The following is a 25,259-nucleotide window of genomic DNA, read 5'->3' as shown; positions in this document are numbered from 1 at the left end:
AAAAGAAACTGTTCAACTTAGAAACTTGCCTTTACCTGCATACTTCCGATATGAATGGTACGGTCACCAGAGTTTCTTCCTTCGTAATTAAGATTCAGCTGGATAAAAGAGTTGATCGCCTGCTGAATAAATACACTCCATACCTGATTTTTTCCCGGTTTCAGACCGTCAAGCATCTGGTTTCCTACAATACTGAAATTGTTTCCGGTAAAATTGTTGCTGATGAATGAGAAGTTTCCGCGGATCGACGTTTTTCTGCGTTCCCATTGGATAGTTCCTGTAACATCAAAAGCTTTGAGAAGTTCTTCACCATCCAGTCTTTGTTTTTGACGGAAAGCGGAGGACAGTTCAGCCTGTATGGCATCTGTAAATTTATAAGTGGCCTTAGGCTTTGTTTCAAAATTATTAAGACGGTAATCCCTTGTTGCAAACAATTGTGAGGAGTTTTGAATGTCATGAACGGAATTTTCCCAATCGACTCTGAATTCTTTATTGAACCAGTATCCGATATTCAGGAAATGAGAGGTTTGCTCACGCTCTTCATTACTGAAATTGGCATTGATAAGATTATCATTTGTGATGAATCTGTAATTACCGTTCCATCCTGATTTGTCAGTAGGATTGAATTGTACGGAAGCAAGTATATTTTGATTTTTAAGGATCTGATCGCTGTTTTTTTCAAAAGGATTCAGCACAAGAACTTTATCCTTTTTATAGAATGAGTTTTGGGAATTCAATGAAATATTGAAATTCCAACGCTTTAAAAATCCGTTTTCTGAGTTGAAAACAATGGCCGGATTCACAAATAAGGCCAACTGCAATTTATTTTTATTGGAAGGAATATATCTTACAGAATTGGTATACACACGAATGTACTGGGCAAGATCAGAATACTCTGCAATTTCAAATTCATCAAGCTGCTGTATGCCGTCTCCGTTATAATCTGTCCATTTATAAACACCTTGTCCATCTGTTACTTTAATGTACTGGAATTCTCTCTGTGCTTCCTGTCCGTTTCCAAGTTCATAGAATGCCTGAAGGCGCATCCCGTTTCTGAAAAGCTGTTGATTGTACAGAATATTTCCAACTACAAAATCATTATTTCGGGTAACGTCACCTTCCGCACCTGAGTAGAAAAATTTTCTGTAGTGGATTAAAGCATTTAACGTAGTTCTTTCCGTTTTGATGATCTGACTTTCGGCCATGAACCCTAAAATATTATTCATATTCTGAAGCCTGTTGTCACGTACAGAGTCATTATCCCTCATGTATACTTTGGCCAATAGCTTGGTTCTTGTACTGTCACCGATCTTCTTTTGCAAAAAGATTTCTTTCCAGCTGAAGCTAGTGACATCCATAAGCTGAGTGTCGTTGTACTTTTTCTCATTGTGTTCCATGCTTCCACCAATGGCCCAGCTTCCTTTTTTACCGGTAAATTCTGTTGAAATTCCTCCACGGATAAATTTAGTATCCTGAAGAGTAGCGTTGGTACTCAAATAAGATAAATTCCCTTTGGTAAAGAGTTTTCCAGTGATCCATCCGAAATCCAGATCGTTTTTAAGACCTTTGTAAGAATCCTGTTCATTCAAATAATTGATACGGTAATTTAAGGTAGACTTATTGTTCCATTTGTTCAGGAAACTGAAAATAAATCTGTTTTGGGTCTTCTTGTTAAATTCCTGGGTAAGGTTGAAATCTCTGGAGAATTCTACATCATTGATACGGTCAAGAATATGAAACTGCCTGTCTATATACTGGTACTCAAAACTAGGAGTTCCTTTCCATGTATTCTTAGTAAAGCTTTTATTCCCGAAAATACGCCACGCATAGCCCATATTCTGATCAGAATCCTTTGATGAAAACAAATTGACATCATAATTACTCAGGGAAATATCAGCTCCTATTTTTCCTTCATTCAATAAATATTCAGAGTTCAGGGAGTATACCTGTGATTTCTGTGGAGAAGGAAGTTTTCTTACCGCTCTGTAGTCTCCGGCGTTAGGGCCTACATATTCAAAAACACGCCCGTTATTGGTGGTCTGTGCTATTTTATAATCTCCCAGATTAACCCCGAAATACGTAAAAGAAACCTGATAAAGTGTTAGGCTTGAATCGTTAGAATATTCATAAAAATTTCCGGCAGGACTTAATTTGTATAAAATTTTATTGACATCATATTCGGTAACAACTCCTGATGGTGCGTACATCAGATTAGGATCATTTCCTGCTTCAGCAAGGATTTGTTCATCTTCCTTGGAAAGATTTAAAGAAAGAGGTGCGTTTTTGTTATCATTTTCCATGAACCAGTTTAGGCCCACTTTGAATTTTTCTCTCTGATGCTCAAGCTTTCCTGTAAATAAATATCTTGAATAATTTCTGTTGGCGTAGTTATAAGAAATCGTAATGAAATTCTGCTGGAAAATAGGACGGAAACTGGTAAAAGTAACCTCACCCGTATTGTAATTGATAATATAATCCTGGTTTTCTCCTCGTTTCATTAAGATACCATCAATGAAAACCTGTTCAGAACCTGAGATCAGCGTGATAAACTGTTCACCGTTCTTACCGGTAAGACGGTAAGGTCCCTGGTTGCCTTCAACCCCCTGAAAACGGATTCTGTGGAATTCACTTCGTGCAACACCGGCAGAGATATCTACGAATGTTTTGTTTTCCTTCCCGAATTCTGTTTGGAACTGAAGCCCCATACTTCTTCTCTGGTATTTCGCAAAATAATTTTTAGACTCTACAAGATCAAGGTGTCCGGCTCTGAGAATAGACTTTTCCTTAATATTAAGCTGCATGTAGATTTTGTCAAACTCCTCTAAAGTCTGGGTATAACCATCAGCCTGAATAGGTAGATTATGATCAGAAATACTGGCTAAAATCGTAACATCTTTTGATAATCGCCCAGAAATCTGGAGATCCATAGAACTTTGTACAGATTGTCCCTGGTTATTACCAAAAGTAATCCCACGGATAATGGACCCCTTTGAATTAAGCTCTCCTAAAAATCTTTTTTTATCGTTTTTTGCCAGTACAGCTTCGTCAATAATGATCTTATTATGGGTTCTTATGAAATCCAGAGTGTCTTTTGCAAAGATATCCTGCTCCAGTCTTGCAGCGAGAATACTATCCCTTTTAATGCTGTCTTCAGGGACGTTGGGATTTTTCCACGAAAATACCTGAGCATTTCCTGAAAATATGCCTAAGAAGAATAAAACGAATAGGATAATAAAATTCCGCAACTTTTAAAAATAATTCGTAAAAATAATTAAAAAATGTTAACATTAAGAGGTCAACTATAATTAACAAAAACTTAACCTCTTTATTGTCCCAAAAAAGAAATTAGCATGTAGTTTTGTTACGGAAAGAAAATTATTAACAACAAAAGAATTAAATCATGAAAAAACTTTATTCTCTTTTCGCTACAGTTGTAGCGAGCGCATTTGCTTTAGCACAAACAACTTACGTATGGGATTGTACTTCTGTAAATCCTATTTCTGGTACAAATGCGAACATTTCAAGTGTAGCATTCGGGGCAGCTCAGGGAAATAATAATGGTACAACTACTTTAATTACCACTTCATCTGTGTCTTCTGGTTATACAGGAGCAAGCGGGTCTAGTAATTTTGGAGCTGCAGCTTACAAAGAAGTCCTTTCTACAGCTACAAGTACTTATTTTAGTGTAACAGTAACTCCTGTTGCTGGTAATAAAGTAACTTTGAATTCTTTAAGTTTTGGATCCAGAGGTACTTCTACCGGACCTGGAAAGATTACCGTATATTCCAGCATTGATAATTATGCTACTGCAATAGGTACTGTAAATGTTAACAATAATAGTACCTGGACTTTAAATAACATCACTTTTGCAGGTGTTAATTTAGTAGGTGCAGAATCAGCTCCTGTTACTTTAAGAATCTATGGAAGTGACAGCCCGGGTACAGGAACTCCATCTCTTGGTACTGCCAACTGGAGAATAGATGACATTTCTTTAATTGTTACTTCGTCTACGGCTTCTTTAGCTGTTATTGATACTAAAAATGTAAAATCAGGGAACTTCGTAAAGAATTCTTTTGTTAAAAACAATGAGATTGTTTTCGGTTCTGATGTAAAAGATGTAAAAGTTTTCAACATGTTTGGGCAGCTTGTAAAAGAAGCTTCAGTACAACAAAACGGAACTGTCAATGTTGCTGAACTGGCAAAAGGTAATTATATTGTAACAGGTACAGTAAACAACCAGCCACTTTCTCAAAAGGTTCTTAAAGACTAATCTCTTAAGATAAAAATACAAACAGCCGTTTCATTGAAGCGGCTGTTTTTTTTATACGATTATTTACTGATTTTTAGATTTTTGTATATTGTTTATTTCTTAATTTGGTGGTATTGTTTTTGATGTTTTTATTACAAATCCATTTCTAAAAATTATTACGATGAAAAAAATCTTTACTCTTGTCGGACTTATCTCATTAACTGCTTTTTCAAACGCCCAGATTGTAATCAATGAGATCTACGGTGGAAATGCAAATTCAGGCGCTGTATTGAAGAATAACTATATAGTCCTTAAAAATATAGGAACTACTTTGGTTTCTCTTACAGGGGCCAGTATACAATATGCTCCGGCCATAGGTGCTTTTACCGAATATCATACGTTACCGGATCTTACTTTAGGTCCTGAAGAAACCTATTTAATTCAGGAGTCAGCAATTGAAGGAGGAGTTGAGAATTTACCAACACCGGATTTTATTGCCACTACTATTACCAGTTTTGATGGAACTCCCAACAAATCTTCCGGACTGAGAATTTCCAGTGTGTCAGGAAAAGTTGCTTTAGCCGGAAATATAGTACAGGTTACCGGACCATCTGCTTCTAATGTTCTGGATTTTGTTGGATATGGATCAAATGCAGATCAGTTTAAAGGAGATGGGCCAGCTCCTTCTCCCACTACAACCACAGCGATAAAAAGAACATTAGTAGGCAGCAATGATAACAGCGCTGATTTTTCCCTGGAAGGCAGCGTGAAATCAGGTTTTGTACAAAATCCTTTTATAAAGGACAGTAAAATTGTCTTCGGAACAGAAGTGAAAGATGTAAAAATCTATGATACTTTCAGGCAGGTTGTCAAAAAATCACCTACGAAACTAGCTTCAACTCTTGATATTGCTGAGCTTCCGAAAGGGACTTATATCGTTACCGGAACAATCAACAATATCCCGATCTCACAGAAAATCATAAAAGATTAGTTTTAATAAAAAACAGCTTCTTTGTTAAATGTCATTCTGAACACAGACTGAAAGTCTGTGAACGCAGTTCACAAATGTAGTGAAGAATCTCATAAGCCCGGCTATTAATAAGATTCTTCCTTCGTCAGAATGACAAAGCCAAATTATTTGACTTTGAAACTATCTTTTTCAGGTATTTTAATACCAGCCTCTTCTTGCGGCATTAATAATGGAACCAAGATTAAGGATTAATGTATATCTGATACGCTTTCCATAATCTTTAAATGAAGGCTCAAATCCTAAAGAAGACTGTATAGGAAAATAGACTTCCAGGAAATCAGGGATAATTCTCACCTTAACTCCAGTGTCCCATATGAATTTTGCAGGAAGATCTTTGTTTTTATAAACCCCGGCATCAGCATACACGTGGAAAATCTTCCATACACTTGAATCTACATTGGCTGAAGTGATCCATTGGTTTACCGTTCCCGGCAGGAATGATTTAAAACCACCATCCGCTAATATAAACTGTTGTGAAAGGAGACCGCTGCTGGCACTTTCTCCCAAAAGATTATAAGAGAAGGAATAGTTAGAAACCCTTGAAATTCCATAGTCGAAAAGGTTATTTCGGGTATTGTTTCTTAAGAAATATCCGGCAAATAAACGTAAACTTAGCTTTTGTTTAGGGGCAAATTCCCATCTGTAAAAACCTTCAGCTGTTATTTTATTAAAATCCTCCATCCCCTGTGTACTCAGACTAAAACTTTTTTCGTGGATCATCTGGCTGTCGCTATAACCATACCCAACACTCCAGACGTTGTATTTGCTGTAGTCGTTATTGGCAATCATTTTAGGGCTCAGATCTCTTTCAAAATAATTATAGGAAACCCCGATGCTTCTGCTTACCGTACTTCTGGGATTTTTTCTGAAATTAATAGAGGAAGCTATTGAACTCTTTCTGTAGGCTAATCCATAATCGTAATGGAAATAAGAACCGGAAACTCCAAAGGTTAAGCTTCTGATAATACTTTCTGCAGGAAGAATAGAGTAGGAAACAGCACCCGAACCTGTCAGTTTTCCTGTCCCGGTACTGTAGGTTGGTGTAACTGAATACAGGAATTTCTGATCAAATAAAGATTGATTTTTTAAGTTAACTCCCAAAAGAAATTTATCATATGTATTGTTGAAACGTACTCTTGGGGTGATATAAATTTCGTTGTATTCCGGATTCGGAATGTCTTTTATTAATTTAAGTTTTATTTTTTTTGCATTGGAAAATATTCCCTTTGCATACAGGAAGTTATCTCTGTAATTAGATTCCGGGAAGGTATAACCGCTATTTAATGTAACTTTATAGATGTTGTCCGAAGCGGGAAGTGACAGATTGGTAATGCGCTCATTTTCTTCAGTGTCTATCCAATATGCCTTTTTTTCTCCTTCTTTGGTTTCTGTTTCCAGTTTTACAGGAATAGAAATGTCTGTATTTTTTGTGATCTTTATTTCTAAGGAATCGTTGCCTTTTTTTATGTTTTTTAGCTTAAAATCAACTCTGTTTTTCTGTTTCAGAAAGTTTGAAAGATAGGCTGTTGATTTATTTTTTTCAGAAAGAGAAGTCAGAAAATTTTCAGGATTAATTTTTTTTCCGGTATTCTGAGAAATATAATCTTTTAGAATATCATTGAAGTTGTCATACCCCATTTTATCCGCTGAATAATTAAAAAGACTTCCGGTTTCAAAGCTGCTGACAGCCATGTCGTTGAAGTTGCTCAAAACAGGGAAATGCTCATCAATCTTCTGATCAAGATTTTGCAGCATGATATACTGATAGGAAAGTCCGTAACGATCCAGAAGTTTTACTTTGGATGCATGGAAAAATTTTAAAGGTTTAATGCCAAATATTCTGGTTTCAGGAAGGGTTCCTAAAAGTTTTGTGTCAGCATAGAATTTTTTCAGATACTGAATTTCCAGGTAAGATTTTAAACCATTTTTGAACCAGTGGTCTTTTTCTTTATCAGCAATAACGTTTTCATCAAGAATTTTCTTGGCAATAATTCCAAAATAATCCAGATCCGTCTTTTCAGCATTGGTAAATAACTGAAATCTGAATTTCCAGAAAGTAATATCATTATTTCCGAAAAAGTCTTCCTTAGCTCTGAATTTATCTGAGATAAAAATACTTTTTGGAAGAATACCTATTCTTTCTTTCAGGAACTTTAACTGTAAAGGAAGATAAAACTCGAGATTTTGTTTTTCTTCCGGTTTCAGGTTATACCCAAACTTAATTTCGGTTTCGGCTTCGTCAACATTGGTTTTTATTGATGGATAGCCTGTTGGCGAAATTAAAAACTCAGGATCCGAATCTAGATATCCTTTGAATGAGTTCATCTGAACTTGCGGGAGATTACCTTCCACAAAATTATTTACAGGAATATCAAAGTTTACAGTCCAGAAAGTATTGAAACTTACAGGTTCTTCAATATCGTGGTAGTTTCTTTTGGAAATATTGTCCGGATCAAAATGATCCGGAACAATAAAGAAATATTTTAATACTGTATTCTGAGCGGATGTCCCATATCCCGTAAAGGTTTTATCGGGAAGCTGCATCCGGTATTGCAATTGTAAAGTGACACTTTCGCCAGGCTTTAATACATTTTTCAGAGGAATAAAAAGATTTTCATCTGAAAGTGTATTGACAGGAATGACTTCATTTTCAGAATTCTTAACATTCAGTTCAAGAAGTTTTCCCAGTTGATCTCCCTTTGCAAAATGCAAATCAGTATTTCTGTCTTCCAGTTTTCTGTAGACTAAAGATGTTCCGCGTCTGTTGTAGGCGGAAACCCAATTCAGGAGTTTTACGGTCTGCAGATCTTTTTCAGAATGATTGTAATAAACAATTTCCTGACTGATCTCAAGGTTCTTTTTGTCAGGAGATAGTTTAGCATCAATATAGATACTGTCCTTCTGTGCAGAAACCTGTGCGACTCCCCAGAACAAAATAAGGCAAATGCTGATCTTTTTCAAATATTCGTGATAAAGCTCAAATATAACTTATTTTGTATATACTTTCTAGGATTTTAACCCTGAATTGCTTTTTTTTCCAAAGAATTAATATACGCGTTCCAACCCTCTGTCTTATAAGTAATCGCAGATGCTTCAGGATTATCAGATTTGTAGATTCCTCTTCCTACAATGATAAAATCTGTATGCAACGTTTTGAAAACATGTTCCGGTGTATTGTACTGCTGTCCTTTACCATCTCCTGAATCTGCAAGATTAACTCCCGGAGTGAATAATAAAAGATCTTCAGGGATTTTGTTCTGAGATACTCCGCCAATTACATTTGGATGAGATAAAGCTACTTTTAAAGCTTCTTCACGATAGCTTGAAGTTGTAAGGGCTCCTTTAGAAGACATTCCGACAATAGCTACTACTCCTACATTGTGGAAGCAGTCTAATGATTCAAAACCTCCGATAACCTGGGACGTTACAAAATCTGCCCAATTGGTAATTTTGAAAACACCGCTTGTGAACTGAAGCTCCTGAGTATTTCCAATATCGGCAAATTTTCTGTCTTCCATCAGTAAGAACTGGTGTTTTGCAGCGATGGCTTTTAAAGGGGTGATTGTTTTTTCGTATTCAAAATCAGAAATAATATCAATATGCGTTTTTAGAGCAATAATATGTGGCCCTACTTTTTCAGCAAGGTCCAATAACTCCTGAGTTGTAGTAACATCTGCGGAAGCAATAAGGTTTGATTTTTTTGCTAAAGCAGTTTCCAGTAATTTTTTTGAAACTGAATGTTGTGCAGTCTGAAGTTTCTGTTCGTAAGAAGATCTTGTTTCCTCCTCAAACTGAATATGATTTCCCTGAAGGAAGTCCTGAATTCTTTTTACTTCTTCATCGGACAATTCACCAGTTTCCTGAAGAATATCACATACTTCAGAAATGTTGAAAAGCGTGTGTACTCTGTATCCTTTGCTTTCCAATAATTGTTTTCCTCCCTGCTCTCTGTCCAGTACAACCACAATATCAGAAACTTTAAGGTCTTCCTGTTCTATTTCAGGAATAGTTTCCAGCAAAGATTTTCCGGATGTAATCACATCCTCTACCAAAAGACAGTTTTGTCCTTTCTGGTAAATTCCTTCAATCAGTTTTTTTGTACCGTAGCTTTTAGCTTCTTTTCTTTTAATAATTAATGGAATATAGCTTTCCAGAGACATTGCAGTCGCCATAGGAAGAGCAGCATAAGGAACTCCACAGATTAAATCAAAATTATCCAATGGAAGCATTTCCAATAAATAATTAGCAAGATTTTTTAAAATTTTAGGATCTGAAGCTAAAGGTCTTAAGTCTACATAAAAAGGACTTTCAATACCACTTTTTAGGGTAAACCTACCAAATTTGATGATGCCTAGTTTGTAGCACTCTAAGAAGAATTCTTTTTTACTTTCCATTATTTTTTATTAGATATTGCAAATTTAAGGAATTGAAATAAGGCTTAAAAATTTATCGTTCATTTGTAAATAAAAAACCACCCCGGATTGACCAGGATGGTGTGAAAAATATAATAAACTATTATTTTACGATTTCAGCATCAATTACTTGAGCGCCTCTGTATTTTTGTTCGGCTTCCCATAATAAAAACTTGTCAACCTCTTTGATGAGTTTAGGAATGGTGAGTGACAATACTGCCAGGTCATCCATGACTCCAAGTACTGGTATCACAAATTCAGGAAGCAGGTCAATAGGAGAGAGTACATATAAAATTCCCAGTAAAGGAAGAATAATGTCTATGGATTTCATTGGATAAATTCCTTTTCTCCACATTTTAACCATTCTGAAAATATCAGGGATCTTTTTTATAAAGCCTTTGTGATTGATGGCTTCTTTTGCAAGATTTAATTTTGAATATTTCATTTTGTGTTTGGATTTAATAAATTTTTCAACCCTATAAATTTCACAAATCCTGTACCAATAAATTATAAAATTTAGTTAAAATCTTATTTGATAATATTGTCAATGAACTGATGCACAGTTTCTGTGTCCCAATCTTTTGTAGCATCTTCTTTAATAAGGATTCTTCCATGCTTATCCAGAAGGAAAGTCGTAGGAAAAACTTTAGGAAGAATTTTTTCAGAAATAGGGCTTTGGGCAATATATACAGGAACCGTATAATTATTTTCCTTTAAAAACTTTCTTATATCCTCTTCTTTATCATTCATTGCAATCAATACAAAATCTACATGATCTTTTCGGGTATTGTACAGTTTCTGAATAGATGGCCATTCTTTTCTGCATGGCGGACACCAGGTTCCCCAGAAATTAAGGAAAATACCTTTATCCTTAAAATTTTTGAGATTTGTACTAGGTGCATTAATTCCTTTAAGTTCTATGTCGTAATCTTCTTCACTGATGTGAACAGCATTTTCAATGGTTGCCACCGGAAAAAATGTATCCTTTAGAAAATTTCTTATTCCCGGAACAAATGCAGCAACACCAATGATTGCTATTATTACAATATAAATGATACTCTTTTTCATATCTTTTTTTATAGAAGATCTAAAATTTCCTGAACAGCATCTTTTCCTCTGTTCTTGGCATAATATATTTGCAGATCATTGTAGAACATATCTTTTGGATACGCTTCAGGATCAGCTTTATATTTCATTAATAGCTCGTATCCGTATTTTGGACGGGGCCCCCATGAAGTTTTTACATTCAGGTCTTTATCAAGAATCAATACTTTAGGAATAGATTCCGTACCGTTGGTAAGGAACTGATTGATTAAGCTTTTATCACTGTCTCTGAGAAAAACCCTTACTTCATTATGACCTTCAAAAAACCTGAATAATGCAGGTACTGTTGCACTTGCATCTCCGCACCAGGCCTCAGAAATGATCAGAATCTTTCCGTCAAAATTTTTTGCGGCAAGTTCTTTCAGCTGATCTTCATCCGGGACGTATTTTTTTACCGTTCGGTCCATTCTCTGAAGACCCAGCTCATAATATTGTTTAAATTCAGCTTCCTGCTGGTTGGCAGGATTTTCTAATCTTTCTTTTGCAATGTGAAGATATTCCTCAAAAGAAATTCCTTTTTCCCAGTAATTTTTCATTACCAAAAATATTTATGTTAAAAATTATTGATATTTCTTGTTTTGTTGATCAGAAACAGATCTGCCAATACAAATGCGGCAAGGCTTTCCACTACAGGAACCGCTCTTGGAACCACACAGGGATCATGACGCCCTTTTCCTTCTACGATCACGGGATTTCCGTCTTTATCAATACTGTCCTGAGGTCTCAGAATAGTGGCCACAGGTTTGAATGCTACACGGAAGTAGATGTCCATTCCATTGGAAATTCCACCCTGGATACCTCCGGAAAGGTTAGATTTTGTAGTGAAATCTGTATTGAACGCATCATTGTGTTCTTTTCCTGTCATTTTGGCTCCGCAGAAACCGCTTCCATATTCAAAACCTTTGCAGGCATTGATATTCAGCATGGCTTTTGCTAATTCAGCCTGAAGCTTTGAAAATATAGGTTCACCAATTCCCACCGGAACATTTTTGATCACACAGGTGATTGTTCCTCCAATGGTATTACCCTCTTTTTTTATCTCTTTGATTCTTGAAATCATTTTTTCAGCCGTTTCGGCATCCGGGCAGCGAACATCGTTGCTTTCCGTTTGAGAAAAATCTAAAGCCTGATAAGGTTTTTCACAGAAAATATCCCCTACGGAAGAAACGTAAGCGTTAATTTCAATGTCTGACAAAAGCTGTTTGGCAAGCGCTCCGGCAACTACCCAGTTCATCGTTTCTCTTGCAGAAGATTTTCCTCCGCCACGGTGATCTCTGAAACCAAATTTCTGGTCATAAGTAAAATCAGCATGACTCGGACGATACGCCCCAGCTATATGATCATAATCTTTCGATTTCTGATTTTCGTTTTCAATGATAAAACCAATTGGGGTACCCGTTGTTTTTCCATCAAAGATTCCTGAAAGAAACTTTACTGTGTCACTTTCTTTTCTTTGAGTAACAATTGCTGACTGGCCGGGTTTTCTTCGGTTCAATTCGTATTGAACTTTATCGAGATCTACCGTTAAACCTGCCGGAAAATTATTGATGATACCGCCGTAAGCCACTCCGTGACTTTCTCCAAATGTTGTAAGACTAAGAAGATTACCTAATGTGTTGAACATAGTACAAAATTACCTTTTTTTCTTCAGATAATAAAGTTTCTGGATTTGTTCTATTTATCGGTGTTTTTGATATTATTGATAACCTTTTGGGCTTCTTTTTTTTCTTCCGAAGTCATTTTTTTCCAGATAAATCCTTTTTTGACGTCATTTTTGTCTAAAAGCTGAGGGAAAATACCTGCTTTTACATCATCAAAAATATAGAATGGGGTAACAGCCGGAAGTGGAGTATCAAAACTATAAGGGTAATTATGAGAAACATTGAATTTAAAATTCCCGATTTCAAATGTTTTAAACTGATGATATTCGTAGGTGGAGGGTTTGTAAAGCTGTTCTTTTTCAAAACCTGTCATAAAGCTTCCAACTCTGAAACTCGGAATATATTTTTGTATCAATGTCGGAAAGGATAATATTGAAATGAAAAATAAACTGAGAGCTGAAAAAACAATAATAGATTTCTTCTTATTAAAATATTCATGAAACAGGACAAAAAATACTACAAAGAAAACATCTATAAAAAATCTGTATTGAGCGGAAAAAGCAAGGACCAATATACTTTTTATCAACAATGAAATGCAGATCAGAGTAATAAGTTTACTTTTTTTGATCCAGGCAAATACAGAAAAAACAACTAAACTCAGAACGAAGAGAATATTAATTTTTGATTTGATTCCTTCCAGAAAGAGCCAGTTTTTAATATAATCTCCTGTTGAAAATTTTTGAATTTCATCATAAGAATATTGCATGTCATAGGTTTTCATGATGGCAAACTGTGACGAAACTTTTAAAACTTCCGGATTGGGTTTCCAGAATACATTCAAATCACCCACTGCTACTGGAAAAACGGGAAAACCGAATGTCCATATATTTTTAATAAAGAAAAGAAAAAGAATCAGAATTCCTAAAAGCAGTGGTCTGAAATAGGTTTTGAAAATAAAAACAGAACTTAAAAACATCAATATAGGTAGCCATATCATGGTAGGTTTTATCGCAAAAACAAAAACTGAAAAGGCAAAAAGAAGCGTTGTGTTTCTGTTTCCGGTGATGAGTTCATTTAAGAGAATCAATGAAAAAATAATGACAGGAAGGTCTGGACTCGGGGATTGTGAAAACAGTAATAGAACTGGTAGGAAACAAAGATGTATCCAGTTTTTTCTTTCAACAATATAAATGGTATAGATAATGAGTAATACAGCATTAATTCTTAAAAAGGGGTCAGAGAAATTGGAAAATCCGGCCTGAAAAATATGCCAGACAGACATCTGTCCAAGCGTGAGATCTACGTTTGAAATTCCTTTTACCAGCCCGTATTCTGTGAGCCACTGAAGAGTCGGAATATAATAGCCAAAATGATCCAATATATAAGGATAATAAGAGCCCGCGAGCATGATAATAAGAGTTACAATGCTAAGGAGTGTAAAATCTTTCTTTGAAAATTGATGAAACTCCCTGTAGAGCTGGTTTCTAAAGAAAAAGAATAATCCTAATACTACTGAAACGGTTTCTACATGTATATTTAAAGGGATAAAAAAAGAAATAACTGTCCATATCAGGCTTATTCCAAGGATTCCGGATAGAATTTTTCCTAAGATTCCCTGAAATAAAATCCCGGAGATATTTTTCATGATTTTTCCCCAGCCCATTAAGACAGGAATGATAAAAATTGAAGAAAACAGGATTAACAGCATAAAAAAAGATTGCTTAAAAATAAGCAATCTTTATATTTATTGTGAAAATATTTATTAACGGGGTTGTACCCTTCCGTCTTTTCTGTCTTGTGATCTACCAATAGTATATCCTGTTGCACCTCCTACAACACCACCAATTACAGCACCAAGTCCTCTGTTTTTCTTAGCGATCAGGGCTCCGGCAGCTGCTCCACCTACAGTACCAATAACGGTTCCTTTGGCTGCTTTACTCCATCCTTTTTTCTGAGTAGTTCCCTGTGAAGTTCCACTTCCGTTATTGGCATAACTTCCGTTGCTGCTTCCTGATGAACCGGAATTTGAGTTTCTGTCTCTATATACTGTTCTTGTTTCTCTGATTACTTGTGGTCTTGAATTATTTTCAGCAGCAGCTCTTGCTTTTTTGGTTTCTGTGATGCTATCTGCTTTTTTCTGAGCTTCATAGACCATCTTTTCTTTTTCAATAGCCAGTTTTTGTTTTTCTATTTCAAGTTGTCTGGCCTGAAATTCAAGTTTCTGTGCTTCCAGTGACTTTTCTGCAACGCTGTCATCTTTCTTGCAGGCCGTCATTAAAAAGACGGATAAAATACCTGCTAATACTATCTTTCTCATAATTCAAATTTTAATAAGATAAAGCCAAAACGACTTTGATTTTAATTTTATTTTCAATTATGAAGCCAAATTTTAGTTAATGAATGTTAAAATTACGACTAAAAAGTGGAGATAATTTTGAATGATGATTGATTTTATGTTGTTAATGCGGTATTGCAGGTGTATTTGTAAATTTTAATTCACTAATAATTTTTATTGAATTCATATAAGTTGACTATTTTTGAATACCAAATTACTTTTTAATATGAAAAAATCAATTTTTACAGTATCAGCATGTATTGGATTGCTGGCTGTTGTAACATCATTTTCCTCCACGGAAATAGTAGAGAATAATAAAAACTGTTCAGAAATAACTGATCCTGCACCAAAAGCTCAGACTTATAAGATCCGTTATGGTCTTCTTTCAAAAAACGGGACGAAAATTCTTTCCGGAAATTATGATGTAGGAAGTTTTCTTGCAGAGAATATGGTGACCGGAGAAGTGTATGATACTTATTATAGTGGAGGGTTTCAGCCGGTACCACAATATTATAACGGTCTTCCGGCAGGAACTTATACCTTTTCTGCTATGCAGGGACAAGGCGGATGGGTAGGTTATGGAACGGTAATTGCTACAGTTTCGGACGCACAGGTAGATTCTGATGGATATATTACCGTTTATATTCCAATTATTTGGGAGGAATAGGCCTTGTGGGCAAAAAATATTTAATTAAATTTACCCTTTCCGAAAATGAGTGTTTTTTTACCAATTAAATAATCATTCATTCTGTCTTCGGGATGCTGTTTGATTCTTATAGAAGTATTTATTCTCTGTTTCTATATTGTATTATATTCTTTTGAAGAAATGTAGTAATAATAGTTGTATTGAATAACTCTACGATATTCTGTTTGGATTTTTTCTAAATAGATTTTTTTCATCATTTGTGTTTTTTAGGCCTCCATCAGGAGGCCGTTTCTATTTATTCAGTTTTATGATTCTGCTCATATAATAATTGGAAGGGAGGTGGTATCTTTGAGTATAAGAACATTTTCATTCCATATTTTATCAAAAAGACTCTTCGTTTCGAGGAGTCTTTTGTTATATATTGTCTAAAGTGACTTTTATTCTGCTGATTAAGCGGTGCATTTTATTGGTTTGATAATTAAGGAGTTTATAGATTTCCTGTGAACTGGTAAAAACTTCAGGAACAGCCTGATTGTTTATTTTTTTTATTCCCCGTCTTTTCATTGTATCATGTATCACTCTTGCAAAAGATTCTTTTGCACTTTGTTTTGCTTTATCCTGGGAAATTCCATTGGAATGCAGTCTGTATAAGTATAAAGGGTCTTTGATGAATTTAGCTTCTCCCTGTTCCAGTATTTTTAAATACAGATCCTGGTCTACAGCATTTTTCAAATTAGGATTGATTCCTGTTGTTCTCGAATACGTTTCTCTTTTAAAAGTGAAAAAATGAGCAAACTGAATAGGACAGTTGAAAAAATGACGGTTATTGTAAATCTGCTTGGTGCCGGCATATATTCTTTCAGGAGTTAGATCTTCATCACATATCATCATTTGGGAATAAATGGCGACGATATCATCTCTGTCAAAGAATTCTTGGACTGTTTTTTCCAATGCTTCCGGATAGAGTGCATCATCAGGATCCAGGTAGGCGCACAAATCTCCCTTAGCATATTCCATACAGGCTGCTTTTGTAAAGCCACAACCTTTATTGGTTGTATTATGATAAAGTTTGAAACGGGAATCACCTTGAATCAGTGATTGTATGATCTCTACGGAATCGTCTGTGGAAGCATCATCAATAACAATTGCTTCCCAGTTTTTATAGGTTTGGCTGATTAATGAATCATAGCATTCCTTGAAATACTTTCCATTATTATAGTTGGCTATAAGTATAGAAAAATTTATCACGTTGTATTGAATTAATTGTGCAAAATTATAAAATAATACATGTGAAAAATATAACTATGATCATAGGATATTTTATTTTTTTTATTATATTTTGAAATCTATCGGTGTAAATTATATCTTAAATATTGTTTTCAGGAGAACCGGGTTTGAAATATTTGAGAATAGCCGGAAGAAAAGATATTAAAAAGGAATTATCTATTGTCTTTTTTTGAGAAATATTGTCTGGTAGCTGAATAGCTTACTGTTTAAAAGAAATAATATTTTATGATTGTACTCATAAAATAAAAAAAAAATCTGGGATATCTTTGATTAAGAATTAATAGATAAAATAATTTTTATCTCTGATATAAAATTTTTTTTCATCATTTGTGTTTTTTGAGGCCTCCATTTTTGGGGGCTTTTTTTCTTATATTAATTTTAAAGATCAAAGAGTATTCTACCGTCAAAAGGGGTATCCCAGATGATAAAAATTTTATCATTTAATCTTCGCAAGGGAGCCTGAACGATTTCATAGTCTCCTTTTTCGGTTAGTCTTTCTACAATGAGATCAGAACCTTTGCCTATTTCATTTATATCATACTCCAACTGATATTCTTTTTCATTGCTTTTCGTGAAATCTTCTTTATTAAAAATTCTTTGTGCCATGATGATTTAAATTTATTGGATTGATTTATATTAAGAATAAACTATGCCAATTTGGTGTTGGTTTAGTTTTTTTTGATGGTTGACTCAATATTAAAAAAAAAAAAATTTCCTGAATATGAACTTTATTTTATCAAATTGTAAATTATTTTATTTTTAATATTTTTGCTGGCATGTTAGATTTATTATAATTAATTATAAATAATTATGAAGTGGTTTTTAAAGCATCAATAAAATCGGTCTAAAATGCTGAAATTGTAAAATTGATATCACCAGAGTAAATTGCTTTTTTTTCTGAAAATTGGCATTCTTGGCACGATTTTTCGATATAGATATGTAACTCATGTTTAATTTGAGTTTTCATGGTTATTAGTTTTTATCCTCGGAATTTCCGAGGATTTTTTTTTGTTCTATTATGACGCTGCTCATAAATGTAAGCTGATTAATCTTCTATCTTTGAGCAAGATAATTTTCTATCCATCTTCTTTTTACATTATTTATCAAGCTCTTCTTTGATCTGGAAGAGCTTGTTTTTAGCAGATTGTTTAAAAAAAATCAATGAAAGAATAGCAGTGATAACTGTTTATGTATTTAAAATAAAAAATCCCGCCGAAGAGCAGGGTGTATGATATAAATAAAATGAATATATTTTTGAGATAAAAACAAAAAAACCTCTAAATTATTTAGAGGTTTTTTCTGAGGTACCTAGCGGATTCGAACCGCTGTAGATGGTGTTGCAGACCACTGCCTAGCCGCTCGGCCAAAGTACCATTTTTACCATTTTTGAGGTGTGCAAATATAGTAAAATTTCTTTATGAACAAAAGTTTTTAAGCAATTTCTTTCTCTCCAAGAGCTTCTATTTCGCTTTTTGCTTGAATTTCAGCCTGATAATTTTTGATGTTTATAACTCTTGTTTCACTCCATTTGTCATGCCAGCCGTTTTCTCCGAAAAAAGAAAGCGTATCAAAAGGAACCAATCTGGAAATATTCCTTATAAGATAATCATTAAAAGTGGGCTCAGTACCATCTATACAAATAACCTTTGTTCCTGTAATATACTTTCCGATAGACCTTCCATTGGAAAAATATTCTATAAGAAAAGTATACAGAAAGTAGATTAAGGAAGTGATCAGTATATCGAGAAATCTATTTATTTCTGACATTTTATACACGATTTTGAGAAGGAAATCATTATCGGTAAGATTATATGTTAGGGCGGCAATAGCTCCAAAAGCAAAAAAGATAACGGTAATAATCGCTCTGTCAATGATAAAATTAGCAAATCTTGCCAATATTTGGGCTCTGCTTTTGTCTACAACGACTAAATATTTTCTCATGGGTCGGTTATTAGTTTTTAGTTTAGTTTTTTTAATTGAAATTTTAAAATCCGTTGACAAGCAGTTTTAGTGAAGCATTCGTATCAATAACTGCGGTAATTCCTGTATTGTTGAGTAGAATTTTACTGGGCTTCAGGTTGAAGACTCTCCCGTTCATCTTTAAGCCTTTATAGTATTCTTTATTAAAAGCTTCTTCAATACTTTTTCTAGATGTTTCTTCCAGTTCCTGAGTAGGGATTCCATATTCCTCCTCTATCATTTTCACAATTTTCCCCTGGAATAGTAGAGAAGCTGTCTTCTGAAGAATATTGGTTGTTTTCAGTTTAAATTTGGTCTCTGATAAAACAATTTTTCTTTTTGTATCATCATACACCGGAATTCCGGAAATAATGGCGGTACCTTTTATATAACCGTCGGTCTGAGCTTCAATAACCACTCTGTTATCTACGCCGTATACTCTGATATCAGTTACTTTCACCTTAGAATCGCGGATATCAAACTCTTTATTCAGAAATGTTTTTCTGGCCATATTGCTTGCCTCTGTAAAAGGGATATTGGCTGTAGTCTGTAAAATAAATTTATCCGCAACAGTAGGAGTGGAATTGAAATTGGCAACACTGGTTACCGGTGAAGAAGCCGCAGGTTTGCTTCCTGTGAAAGTTTCCGAATAAATATCAACACCAAGGGTAGCATTGATCTGATTTCCGTAAAATTTCAAAGGCGTAATATTAACTCCTACCGGGCTTACCTTCAGCCATGTATTATATTCTTCCGATATATTGAAGGGCTGCAGAAATGTATTCCAGGCCATTAAGGCATATTGCTGGAAATTAAGTTGTGTAGCCATTTGCTGATCTATCGTCTTACAGAATTTTTCCTGCTGCTCTTTTAAACTTTTTTCAACGATGGAGGTAATAGGAATTTGTATTCTTCCGTAATCAAGGACGGGTTTTGCTACCCATCTGAAGCCATTGGGCTGCGTATTGGTGGTAATGGTCCAGTTATTTTTAAAAGTAACGGTGGTATTAAATGACATTACCGTTTCAAAAGTAGTGTTCTGATAGGTGTATACTCCCAACGTTCCGATTCCTTTTTCTGCCCATATTTTTAATGGAACTTCGATCAGTAAATTCTGACTGGTTCCGCCTACAAGACGAATAGGTCTGGTTTTCCATACTTTTACTTTAAACTGATCATTATTATTGTCAGTATAAGAATCGTCCTGATAAACAAGTTCTTTTACAGAAGCGTTGATCATATTGCTCAGTTCCGAAAGAGGAATTGTCACAGGCATTGTAATACTGGACTTTATCTTTGGGAAATTATAAGCCGCCAGCTGGTTATCAACACCGGTCTGCCCAAAAGCGCTGATACCTGCTATTAAAAATAATATTTTAACGAATTTCAATTTGTATGTTTTTTTAATGAACGAAAATAAGAATTTTAATTTTCCGGTTTAAAGCTCTTTTCCAGCTCAATGCTGGCACCTGTCATTTCTCCCTGCATAGGAGGAGCTGTTTTGGTGATTTTTAATTTAATATAATCAATCTGTGGAAAGCTGTTGTGAATTGTTGAGATTATTCTTCCGGCTACATGTTCCAGTAATTTGGATTTTATTTTCATTTCCTTGTGAAGAATATCGTTGATATCTGCATAGCTTATGGTATCATGCAAATCATCGGATGCTGCAGCTTTCCACAGATCAGTATGAAGTTCTACATTCAGAATATAATATGTCCCGATAATGTTTTCCTCAGGAAGTACGCCATGGTACGCATATATTCGTACATCTTCAAGATATATTTTGCTCATTGCCTCATATTTTATGAAGCAAAAATCGTCTTAATTCTTCAAAGTCTGAATTTATTTCTACAGTTTTTTTCTCCTTTTTCATCAGCTCATTCAAAGAATCCGGAATTTCAATCTGAGTGTGGATTGCTTTTTCCACAGCATCAGGGAATTTTACAGGGTGCGCTGTTCCCAGAATAAATCCTTTTTGATCAGGATTTTCTTGCAGATAATGTTCCATTGCAGCGAATGCTACGGCACTGTGAGGCTCCAGAATATAGCTGTATTTCTCATAGACTTTTGTGATGATATTCATTGTTTTGTTATCATCAATGGAATACGCAGATATTTTATTTTTTAAAGCATCAAACCGATGTCCGAAAAGTTCTAAAATCCTTACAAAATTGCTTGGATCTCCCACATCCATGGCATTGGATAGGGTAGCAACTGCTTTTTGTGGCTGGTAGTTTTGGGTTTTAAAATAATCAGGAATTACCTGATTGGCATTACAGGCTGCAATAAAATGACTGGCAGGCAGTCCTCTGAAATGGGCCAGAAGTCCGGCACAGATATTTCCGAAATTACCACTTGGTACACAGATTACCGGCTGTTCCTTATAGTGTTGAATCCATTGTTTTAGTGCTATTAGATAATAAATCTGTTGGGGAAGCCATCTTGCAACGTTGATAGAATTGGCAGAGGTCAGAAATAACTGATTATTAATTTCTTCATCAGAAAAAGCCTGTTTTACAAGGTTTTGGCAGTCGTCAAAACTACCGTTTACCTCCAAAGCTGAAATATTTTCTCCTAATGCGGTCAATTGTTTCTCCTGAACCGGGCTTACTCTGTTTTTAGGATACAGAATTACTACATTAATTTGTGGAATTTTATAGAATCCATGTGCAACAGCACCTCCGGTATCTCCGGAAGTGGCTACAAGAACAGTGACTTTTTTCTGCTGATCTTTCAGAAAATAAGAGAGACAACGGCTCATAAATCTTGCACCGATATCTTTAAAGGCAAGGGTAGGACCATGAAATAATTCGAGGATTGATATCTGTTCATTGATCTTTACCAAAGGAATTTCAAAGCTCACCGTTTCTGCTACAATTTCTTTTAGGATTTCTGAGGGAATTTCATCTCCCACAAAATCTTTCATGCACTGGTAAGCAATTTCCTCATTAGAATAGTGATGAAGATTTTGAATGAATTCTTTATCAAATTGTGGGATATTTTCAGGGAAAAACAATCCTTTTTCTTTTCCCTGACCTTTTATTGTTGCTTCTCTGAAATCAATTTTTTCCAGAGAATCTTTTAAGTTATAATATTTCATTTCTGTTTTTTATGTTAAACTTCTTCAACGATTTGAATGCCTGCCGGATCTATTTTTGAAACATACACAAGACTTTCTATTTCAATCTCATCATACACTGATTTCATCATCTGAGCAATTTTTTCTGCCGTTTCCTTTTGTTCGGACAGCATAAAAATAGATGGCCCTGATCCGGAAATTCCTCCACCTAAAGCTCCCAACTGTAAACTTCTGGTTTTAATTTTGTCAAATTTCGGAATCAGAATACTACGAATAGGTTCTATAATAACATCGTTAAGACTTCTGCCAATCAACGAAAAATCGTTTTTCTGAATTCCTGTTACAAGACCTGCTATATTTCCCCATTGTTCTACTGCACTTTTTAATGTGATATTTTTCTTCAAAATCTGTCTTGCATCAGAAGTTTTTACTTCCACCTGTGGATGCACAGCGGTTACTAATAAATCAGGACTGTTCAGGGGGATAATATCAATCGGATTGGTGGATTTTACCAGTGTAATTCCTCCATAGATACACGGAGCAATATTATCTGCATGTCGTACTCCTGAAGCCAGTTCTTCTCCAAACATGGCAAAATAGACCATTTCTTCTTTTGATAATTTGTTTCCTAATAATATATTGGCTCCGAAAGCGGCTCCGGCGGCACTTGCCGCACTGGAGCCGAGCCCGCTTCCAGGTTTTATATGTTTACGGATAATGACTTCAAAACCGTTTTTCATATTAAAATATTCCTGAATTTTTAATAAGACAATTCCGGCAACATTTTCGGAAGGTTCTTCAGGAAGTCCAAAGGAGTCAATATGTTTAATAATAATTTCAGGAGTTTCCAATAATCTGAATTCCATTTCATCATATGGATCATGGACAGCCATTCCCAGGATATCAAACCCACAAACCAGATTAGCAACAGTAGCGGGGACTTTTAATTTTACTTTTTTCATAACTATATTTTAAATGGAACGAATAATATCTGCAAAAACTCCGCTTGCTGTTACATCAGCTCCGGCCCCGGCTCCTTTTACGACCAAAGGCTGTTCGGAATATCTGAGGGTTTTAAAAATGACAATATTGTCTTTGCCATAAAGATGAAACAGATCACTGTCTGGAGCGATATGCTGTAAACCTACTTTTGCTTTTCCGTCTTCAAATTCTGCGACATATTTTAAAATTTTGCCTTCTTTTTTAGCATTATTCAATAAATTTTTAAAATGCTCTTCATATGCTGTAAGTTTTTCATAAAAGTCAGCAACGCTTCCCTGCATACATTCTTCAGGAAGAAAGCTTATATTCTCAATTTCATCAAACTGAAGCGGATATCCGGCCTCTCTTGCCAGGATTAATATTTTTCTTGCTACATCAGTTCCCGACAAATCGAGTCTTGGATCGGGTTCTGTATAGCCTTCCTGCTGGGCTTGGGCTACAACTTCAGAAAATGTTCTGCTTCCGTCATAATGATTAAATACAAAATTTAAGGTGCCGCTCAATACCGCCTGAATAGACTGGATCTGGTCTCCGCTTTTAATCAGGTCGTTGATGGTTCCTATTACCGGAAGTCCTGCTCCTACATTGGTTTCAAAATAAAAATTACAGTTGTGATTTCTTGCTGTATTTTTTAAAGTTTTATATTTTTTAAAATCTGAGGAAGCTGCAATTTTATTACAAGCCACTATATTCACGCTTCTTTTTAATAAGCTTTCATAAATTTCAGGTACGTCCGGACTTGCAGTTACATCCACAAAAACAGAATTTCTTAAGTTCCGACGGATGATTTCTTCAGCAAATTCCCTGGCAGAAGCCTTTTCTCCCTGTTGATCCCAGAAAAGGTAGTCTTCCTGTGATATTCCTTTGTCTGAAAATATCATATGGCGGCTGTTGGTAATTCCTGCAATTCTCAGGTTGATTAAAAAGTTTTCTCTTAGAAATGCATTCTGGTCATAGATCTGCCGAATCAGTTTTGAACCTACATTTCCAGTTCCGCAGATATAGAGGTGTATTTGTTTAATTTCAGATTCAAAAAATTCTTCATGAAGTACATTCACTGCTTTTTTACTGTCTTTTTCTGAAATAACAATGCTGATATTTCTTTCAGAAGATCCCTGCGCAATTGCTCTTATATTGATTCCGTTATTTCCCAGGCACCCAAACATTTTGGCACTTACACCGCTTCTGCTTTTCATACTTTCACCAACTAAGGCTACAATGGAAAGTCCTGTTTCAATTTTTACTGCATAGACTCTTTCCAGATTGATATCATCCGCAAAAGAAGAATTGATAGCATGCTCAGCATGTAAAGCCTCTTTTTCTTCAATTGCAATTGTGATAGAATGTTCTGAAGATCCCTGTGTAATAAGGATTACGTTGATTTTTTCATGACTTAAGCATTGGAACAGTTTTGCTGAAATACCCGGTATTCCTACCATTCCGCTGCCTTCCAGTGTGAGTAGCGCAATATGGTTCATATTTGAAATTCCCACCGCAATCTGCTTTTCATTTCCTGAAGATTTCAACTGATGAGAAATTAAAGTTCCCTGTGCATCCGGATCAAAAGTATTCTTGATGATCAGGTTTATATTTTTTACCATGACAGGCTGGATGGAAGGTGGATAAAGCACTTTTGCCCCGAAATGTGATAATTCCATTGCTTCATGATAAGATATCTCTGAAATAGGTTTCGCATTGGAAGCCAAACGTGGATCGGCAGTCATCATTCCGCTTACATCAGTCCAGATCTGAAGTTCTTCTGCATGAATAGAAGCTGCCATAATGGAAGCCGTGTAATCTGAGCCTCCTCGTCCTAATGTTGTTGCATTATTTTTTTCGTCATGAGCGACAAAACCCGGACCTACGATGATATGATTCTTATTTTCATTCAGAAAATTAACGATATTATTTTCTGTGCATTGAAAATCTACTTTTGCATTAGTGAAATTACTGTCTGTTCTGATCAGGTCTGCCGAATTCATCCATATACAGTCTAATCCTTCATGCTGAAGTCTTGCAGCTATAATTTTTGATGACAGAAATTCTCCATAAGAAGCAATTTTATCTTTTATTCTGTCGGTAAGCTCGCCAAGAACAGCAATTCCGTTGTAAAGATCTTCGATATCGTTGAAATGTTTTTTCACGAAGCTTAGCCATGAACTTTGTTCTGCGATTGGAAACAGATCTTTGACAAGATTGATATGTTTTTCTTCAAGATTCTGAACAATCTGAATATACTTCTCATCTTTCACGGAAGCATATTCTGCTGCTCTGATCAATTGATCGGTGACACCATGAAGTGCTGATACAATAACAACTATTTTGCTTTTTAAAGATTCATCTTTTATGATTTTTTCCACCAGAAGGATATTCTGAGAATGGGCGACTGATGTTCCGCCGAATTTTAAAACTTTCATCAATTATTTATTTGAAGTTGGATATAACGAAGTGATTACTCTTTAGAAAAAAGAGTACAGGTACCGGAAATAATATGTGAAAATTTACCCCGTTATGGGGTAGTTGTTGTAGTTGTGAATGTAGAAACAGAAGAT

General features: G+C 35.2%; 20 protein-coding genes and 1 tRNA gene. 3 read left to right on the top strand and 18 right to left on the bottom strand.

The genetic code is table 11. The annotated features are described in order from the left end of the window. Nucleotides 1-17 precede the first annotated feature (17 nt). Nucleotides 18-3,245: a hypothetical protein gene (locus FW780_RS10410; protein ID WP_149833518.1), complete on the bottom strand. Its 3,228-nt coding sequence runs from the start codon at nucleotides 3,243-3,245 to the stop codon at nucleotides 18-20. A 155-nt stretch (nucleotides 3,246-3,400) separates the two neighbouring features. Between FW780_RS10410 and FW780_RS10405 the strand changes: the two genes are divergently transcribed. Together FW780_RS10405 and FW780_RS10400 are read left to right on the top strand one after the other, a co-directional pair. Further along, nucleotides 3,401-4,270: a T9SS type A sorting domain-containing protein gene (locus FW780_RS10405; protein ID WP_149833517.1), complete on the top strand. Its 870-nt coding sequence runs from the start codon at nucleotides 3,401-3,403 to the stop codon at nucleotides 4,268-4,270. A 160-nt stretch (nucleotides 4,271-4,430) separates the two neighbouring features. Continuing rightward, entirely contained in the window at nucleotides 4,431-5,240 is an 810-nt protein-coding gene (locus tag FW780_RS10400) for a T9SS type A sorting domain-containing protein (protein ID WP_149833516.1), read from the top strand. Between the two features lie 177 nt (nucleotides 5,241-5,417). Here the strand turns inward: FW780_RS10400 and FW780_RS10395 are convergent, their stop codons facing one another. The 8 genes from FW780_RS10395 to FW780_RS10360 all read right to left on the bottom strand — a co-directional run bounded on the left by FW780_RS10395 (nucleotide 5,418) and on the right by FW780_RS10360 (nucleotide 14,713). Continuing rightward, a complete protein-coding gene (locus FW780_RS10395; RefSeq protein ID WP_241676882.1) occupies nucleotides 5,418-8,240 on the bottom strand; it encodes a gluzincin family metallopeptidase in 2,823 nt (940 codons plus the stop codon). A gap of 53 nt (nucleotides 8,241-8,293) precedes the next feature. After that, nucleotides 8,294-9,673: an orotidine-5'-phosphate decarboxylase gene (pyrF, locus tag FW780_RS10390; RefSeq protein WP_149833515.1), complete on the bottom strand. Its 1,380-nt coding sequence runs from the start codon at nucleotides 9,671-9,673 to the stop codon at nucleotides 8,294-8,296. A 121-nt stretch (nucleotides 9,674-9,794) separates the two neighbouring features. Then, complete coding sequence (locus FW780_RS10385) at nucleotides 9,795-10,136, bottom strand: YkvA family protein (protein ID WP_149833514.1); 342 nt, start codon at nucleotides 10,134-10,136, stop codon at nucleotides 9,795-9,797. A gap of 83 nt (nucleotides 10,137-10,219) precedes the next feature. Next, the gene (locus tag FW780_RS10380; protein ID WP_149833513.1) at nucleotides 10,220-10,759 is read right to left on the bottom strand and encodes a TlpA family protein disulfide reductase; all 540 of its coding nucleotides are present in this window, start codon (nucleotides 10,757-10,759) and stop codon (nucleotides 10,220-10,222) included. Between the two features lie 8 nt (nucleotides 10,760-10,767). Then, complete coding sequence (locus tag FW780_RS10375) at nucleotides 10,768-11,331, bottom strand: thioredoxin family protein (protein WP_149833512.1); 564 nt, start codon at nucleotides 11,329-11,331, stop codon at nucleotides 10,768-10,770. 17 nt (nucleotides 11,332-11,348) lie between these two features. Continuing rightward, complete coding sequence (gene aroC / locus FW780_RS10370) at nucleotides 11,349-12,419, bottom strand: chorismate synthase (RefSeq protein ID WP_142717824.1); 1,071 nt, start codon at nucleotides 12,417-12,419, stop codon at nucleotides 11,349-11,351. Nucleotides 12,420-12,469: 50 nt separating this feature from the next. Beyond that, nucleotides 12,470-14,041, bottom strand: coding sequence for an LIC_10190 family membrane protein (locus FW780_RS10365; protein ID WP_241676881.1), 1,572 nt, complete (start codon nucleotides 14,039-14,041; stop codon nucleotides 12,470-12,472). Between the two features lie 117 nt (nucleotides 14,042-14,158). Further along, nucleotides 14,159-14,713 (bottom strand): YMGG-like glycine zipper-containing protein, encoded by a 555-nt coding sequence (locus tag FW780_RS10360; RefSeq protein WP_149833510.1) that lies wholly within the window; start codon nucleotides 14,711-14,713, stop codon nucleotides 14,159-14,161. Between the two features lie 244 nt (nucleotides 14,714-14,957). Between FW780_RS10360 and FW780_RS10355 the strand changes: the two genes are divergently transcribed. Continuing rightward, nucleotides 14,958-15,398: a hypothetical protein gene (locus tag FW780_RS10355; protein ID WP_149833509.1), complete on the top strand. Its 441-nt coding sequence runs from the start codon at nucleotides 14,958-14,960 to the stop codon at nucleotides 15,396-15,398. 393 nt (nucleotides 15,399-15,791) lie between these two features. Here the strand turns inward: FW780_RS10355 and FW780_RS10350 are convergent, their stop codons facing one another. The 9 genes from FW780_RS10350 to thrA all read right to left on the bottom strand — a co-directional run bounded on the left by FW780_RS10350 (nucleotide 15,792) and on the right by thrA (nucleotide 25,124). Continuing rightward, nucleotides 15,792-16,625: a glycosyltransferase family 2 protein gene (locus FW780_RS10350; RefSeq protein ID WP_149833508.1), complete on the bottom strand. Its 834-nt coding sequence runs from the start codon at nucleotides 16,623-16,625 to the stop codon at nucleotides 15,792-15,794. 417 nt (nucleotides 16,626-17,042) lie between these two features. Beyond that, nucleotides 17,043-17,270: a glutathione synthase gene (locus tag FW780_RS10345; RefSeq protein ID WP_149833507.1), complete on the bottom strand. Its 228-nt coding sequence runs from the start codon at nucleotides 17,268-17,270 to the stop codon at nucleotides 17,043-17,045. Between the two features lie 696 nt (nucleotides 17,271-17,966). After that, a tRNA-Cys gene (locus tag FW780_RS10340) sits at nucleotides 17,967-18,037 on the bottom strand. A 58-nt stretch (nucleotides 18,038-18,095) separates the two neighbouring features. Then, nucleotides 18,096-18,605 (bottom strand): RDD family protein, encoded by a 510-nt coding sequence (locus tag FW780_RS10335; RefSeq protein WP_149833506.1) that lies wholly within the window; start codon nucleotides 18,603-18,605, stop codon nucleotides 18,096-18,098. 43 nt (nucleotides 18,606-18,648) lie between these two features. Beyond that, on the bottom strand, nucleotides 18,649-20,013 hold the full coding sequence (locus FW780_RS10330) for a DUF4403 family protein (RefSeq protein ID WP_149833505.1): 1,365 nt from the start codon (nucleotides 20,011-20,013) through the stop codon (nucleotides 18,649-18,651). 35 nt (nucleotides 20,014-20,048) lie between these two features. Continuing rightward, nucleotides 20,049-20,417 (bottom strand): dihydroneopterin aldolase, encoded by a 369-nt coding sequence (folB, locus tag FW780_RS10325; RefSeq protein ID WP_149387023.1) that lies wholly within the window; start codon nucleotides 20,415-20,417, stop codon nucleotides 20,049-20,051. A 4-nt stretch (nucleotides 20,418-20,421) separates the two neighbouring features. Beyond that, entirely contained in the window at nucleotides 20,422-21,726 is a 1,305-nt protein-coding gene (gene thrC, locus FW780_RS10320; RefSeq protein WP_149833504.1) for a threonine synthase, read from the bottom strand. A gap of 14 nt (nucleotides 21,727-21,740) precedes the next feature. Next, nucleotides 21,741-22,667, bottom strand: a complete 927-nt coding sequence (locus tag FW780_RS10315) for a homoserine kinase (RefSeq protein ID WP_149833503.1) — start codon at nucleotides 22,665-22,667, stop codon at nucleotides 21,741-21,743. Nucleotides 22,668-22,676: 9 nt separating this feature from the next. Beyond that, nucleotides 22,677-25,124 (bottom strand): bifunctional aspartate kinase/homoserine dehydrogenase I, encoded by a 2,448-nt coding sequence (gene thrA / locus FW780_RS10310; protein ID WP_149833502.1) that lies wholly within the window; start codon nucleotides 25,122-25,124, stop codon nucleotides 22,677-22,679. Between the last annotated feature and the right edge of the window lie 135 nt (nucleotides 25,125-25,259).

Origin of the sequence: Chryseobacterium sediminis (assembly GCF_008386505.1) — a bacterium.
Lineage (GTDB): Bacteria > Bacteroidota > Bacteroidia > Flavobacteriales > Weeksellaceae > Chryseobacterium > Chryseobacterium sediminis.
This window is presented reverse-complemented; position numbering and strand designations above follow the sequence as displayed.

Coding starts and splice junctions, on each gene's coding strand:
- aroC (WP_142717824.1), bottom strand. CDS start 12,419: ATGTTCAACACATTAGGTAATCTTCTTAGTCTTACAACATTTGGAGAA.
- folB (WP_149387023.1), bottom strand. CDS start 20,417: ATGAGCAAAATATATCTTGAAGATGTACGAATATATGCGTACCATGGC.
- thrC (WP_149833504.1), bottom strand. CDS start 21,726: ATGAAATATTATAACTTAAAAGATTCTCTGGAAAAAATTGATTTCAGA.
- FW780_RS10360 (WP_149833510.1), bottom strand. CDS start 14,713: ATGAGAAAGATAGTATTAGCAGGTATTTTATCCGTCTTTTTAATGACG.
- FW780_RS10385 (WP_149833514.1), bottom strand. CDS start 10,136: ATGAAATATTCAAAATTAAATCTTGCAAAAGAAGCCATCAATCACAAA.
- FW780_RS10355 (WP_149833509.1), top strand. CDS start 14,958: ATGAAAAAATCAATTTTTACAGTATCAGCATGTATTGGATTGCTGGCT.
- FW780_RS10380 (WP_149833513.1), bottom strand. CDS start 10,759: ATGAAAAAGAGTATCATTTATATTGTAATAATAGCAATCATTGGTGTT.
- FW780_RS10405 (WP_149833517.1), top strand. CDS start 3,401: ATGAAAAAACTTTATTCTCTTTTCGCTACAGTTGTAGCGAGCGCATTT.
- FW780_RS10400 (WP_149833516.1), top strand. CDS start 4,431: ATGAAAAAAATCTTTACTCTTGTCGGACTTATCTCATTAACTGCTTTT.
- FW780_RS10375 (WP_149833512.1), bottom strand. CDS start 11,331: ATGAAAAATTACTGGGAAAAAGGAATTTCTTTTGAGGAATATCTTCAC.
- pyrF (WP_149833515.1), bottom strand. CDS start 9,673: ATGGAAAGTAAAAAAGAATTCTTCTTAGAGTGCTACAAACTAGGCATC.
- FW780_RS10315 (WP_149833503.1), bottom strand. CDS start 22,667: ATGAAAAAAGTAAAATTAAAAGTCCCCGCTACTGTTGCTAATCTGGTT.
- FW780_RS10365 (WP_241676881.1), bottom strand. CDS start 14,041: ATGAAAAATATCTCCGGGATTTTATTTCAGGGAATCTTAGGAAAAATT.
- FW780_RS10345 (WP_149833507.1), bottom strand. CDS start 17,270: ATGGCACAAAGAATTTTTAATAAAGAAGATTTCACGAAAAGCAATGAA.
- FW780_RS10335 (WP_149833506.1), bottom strand. CDS start 18,605: ATGAGAAAATATTTAGTCGTTGTAGACAAAAGCAGAGCCCAAATATTG.
- thrA (WP_149833502.1), bottom strand. CDS start 25,124: ATGAAAGTTTTAAAATTCGGCGGAACATCAGTCGCCCATTCTCAGAAT.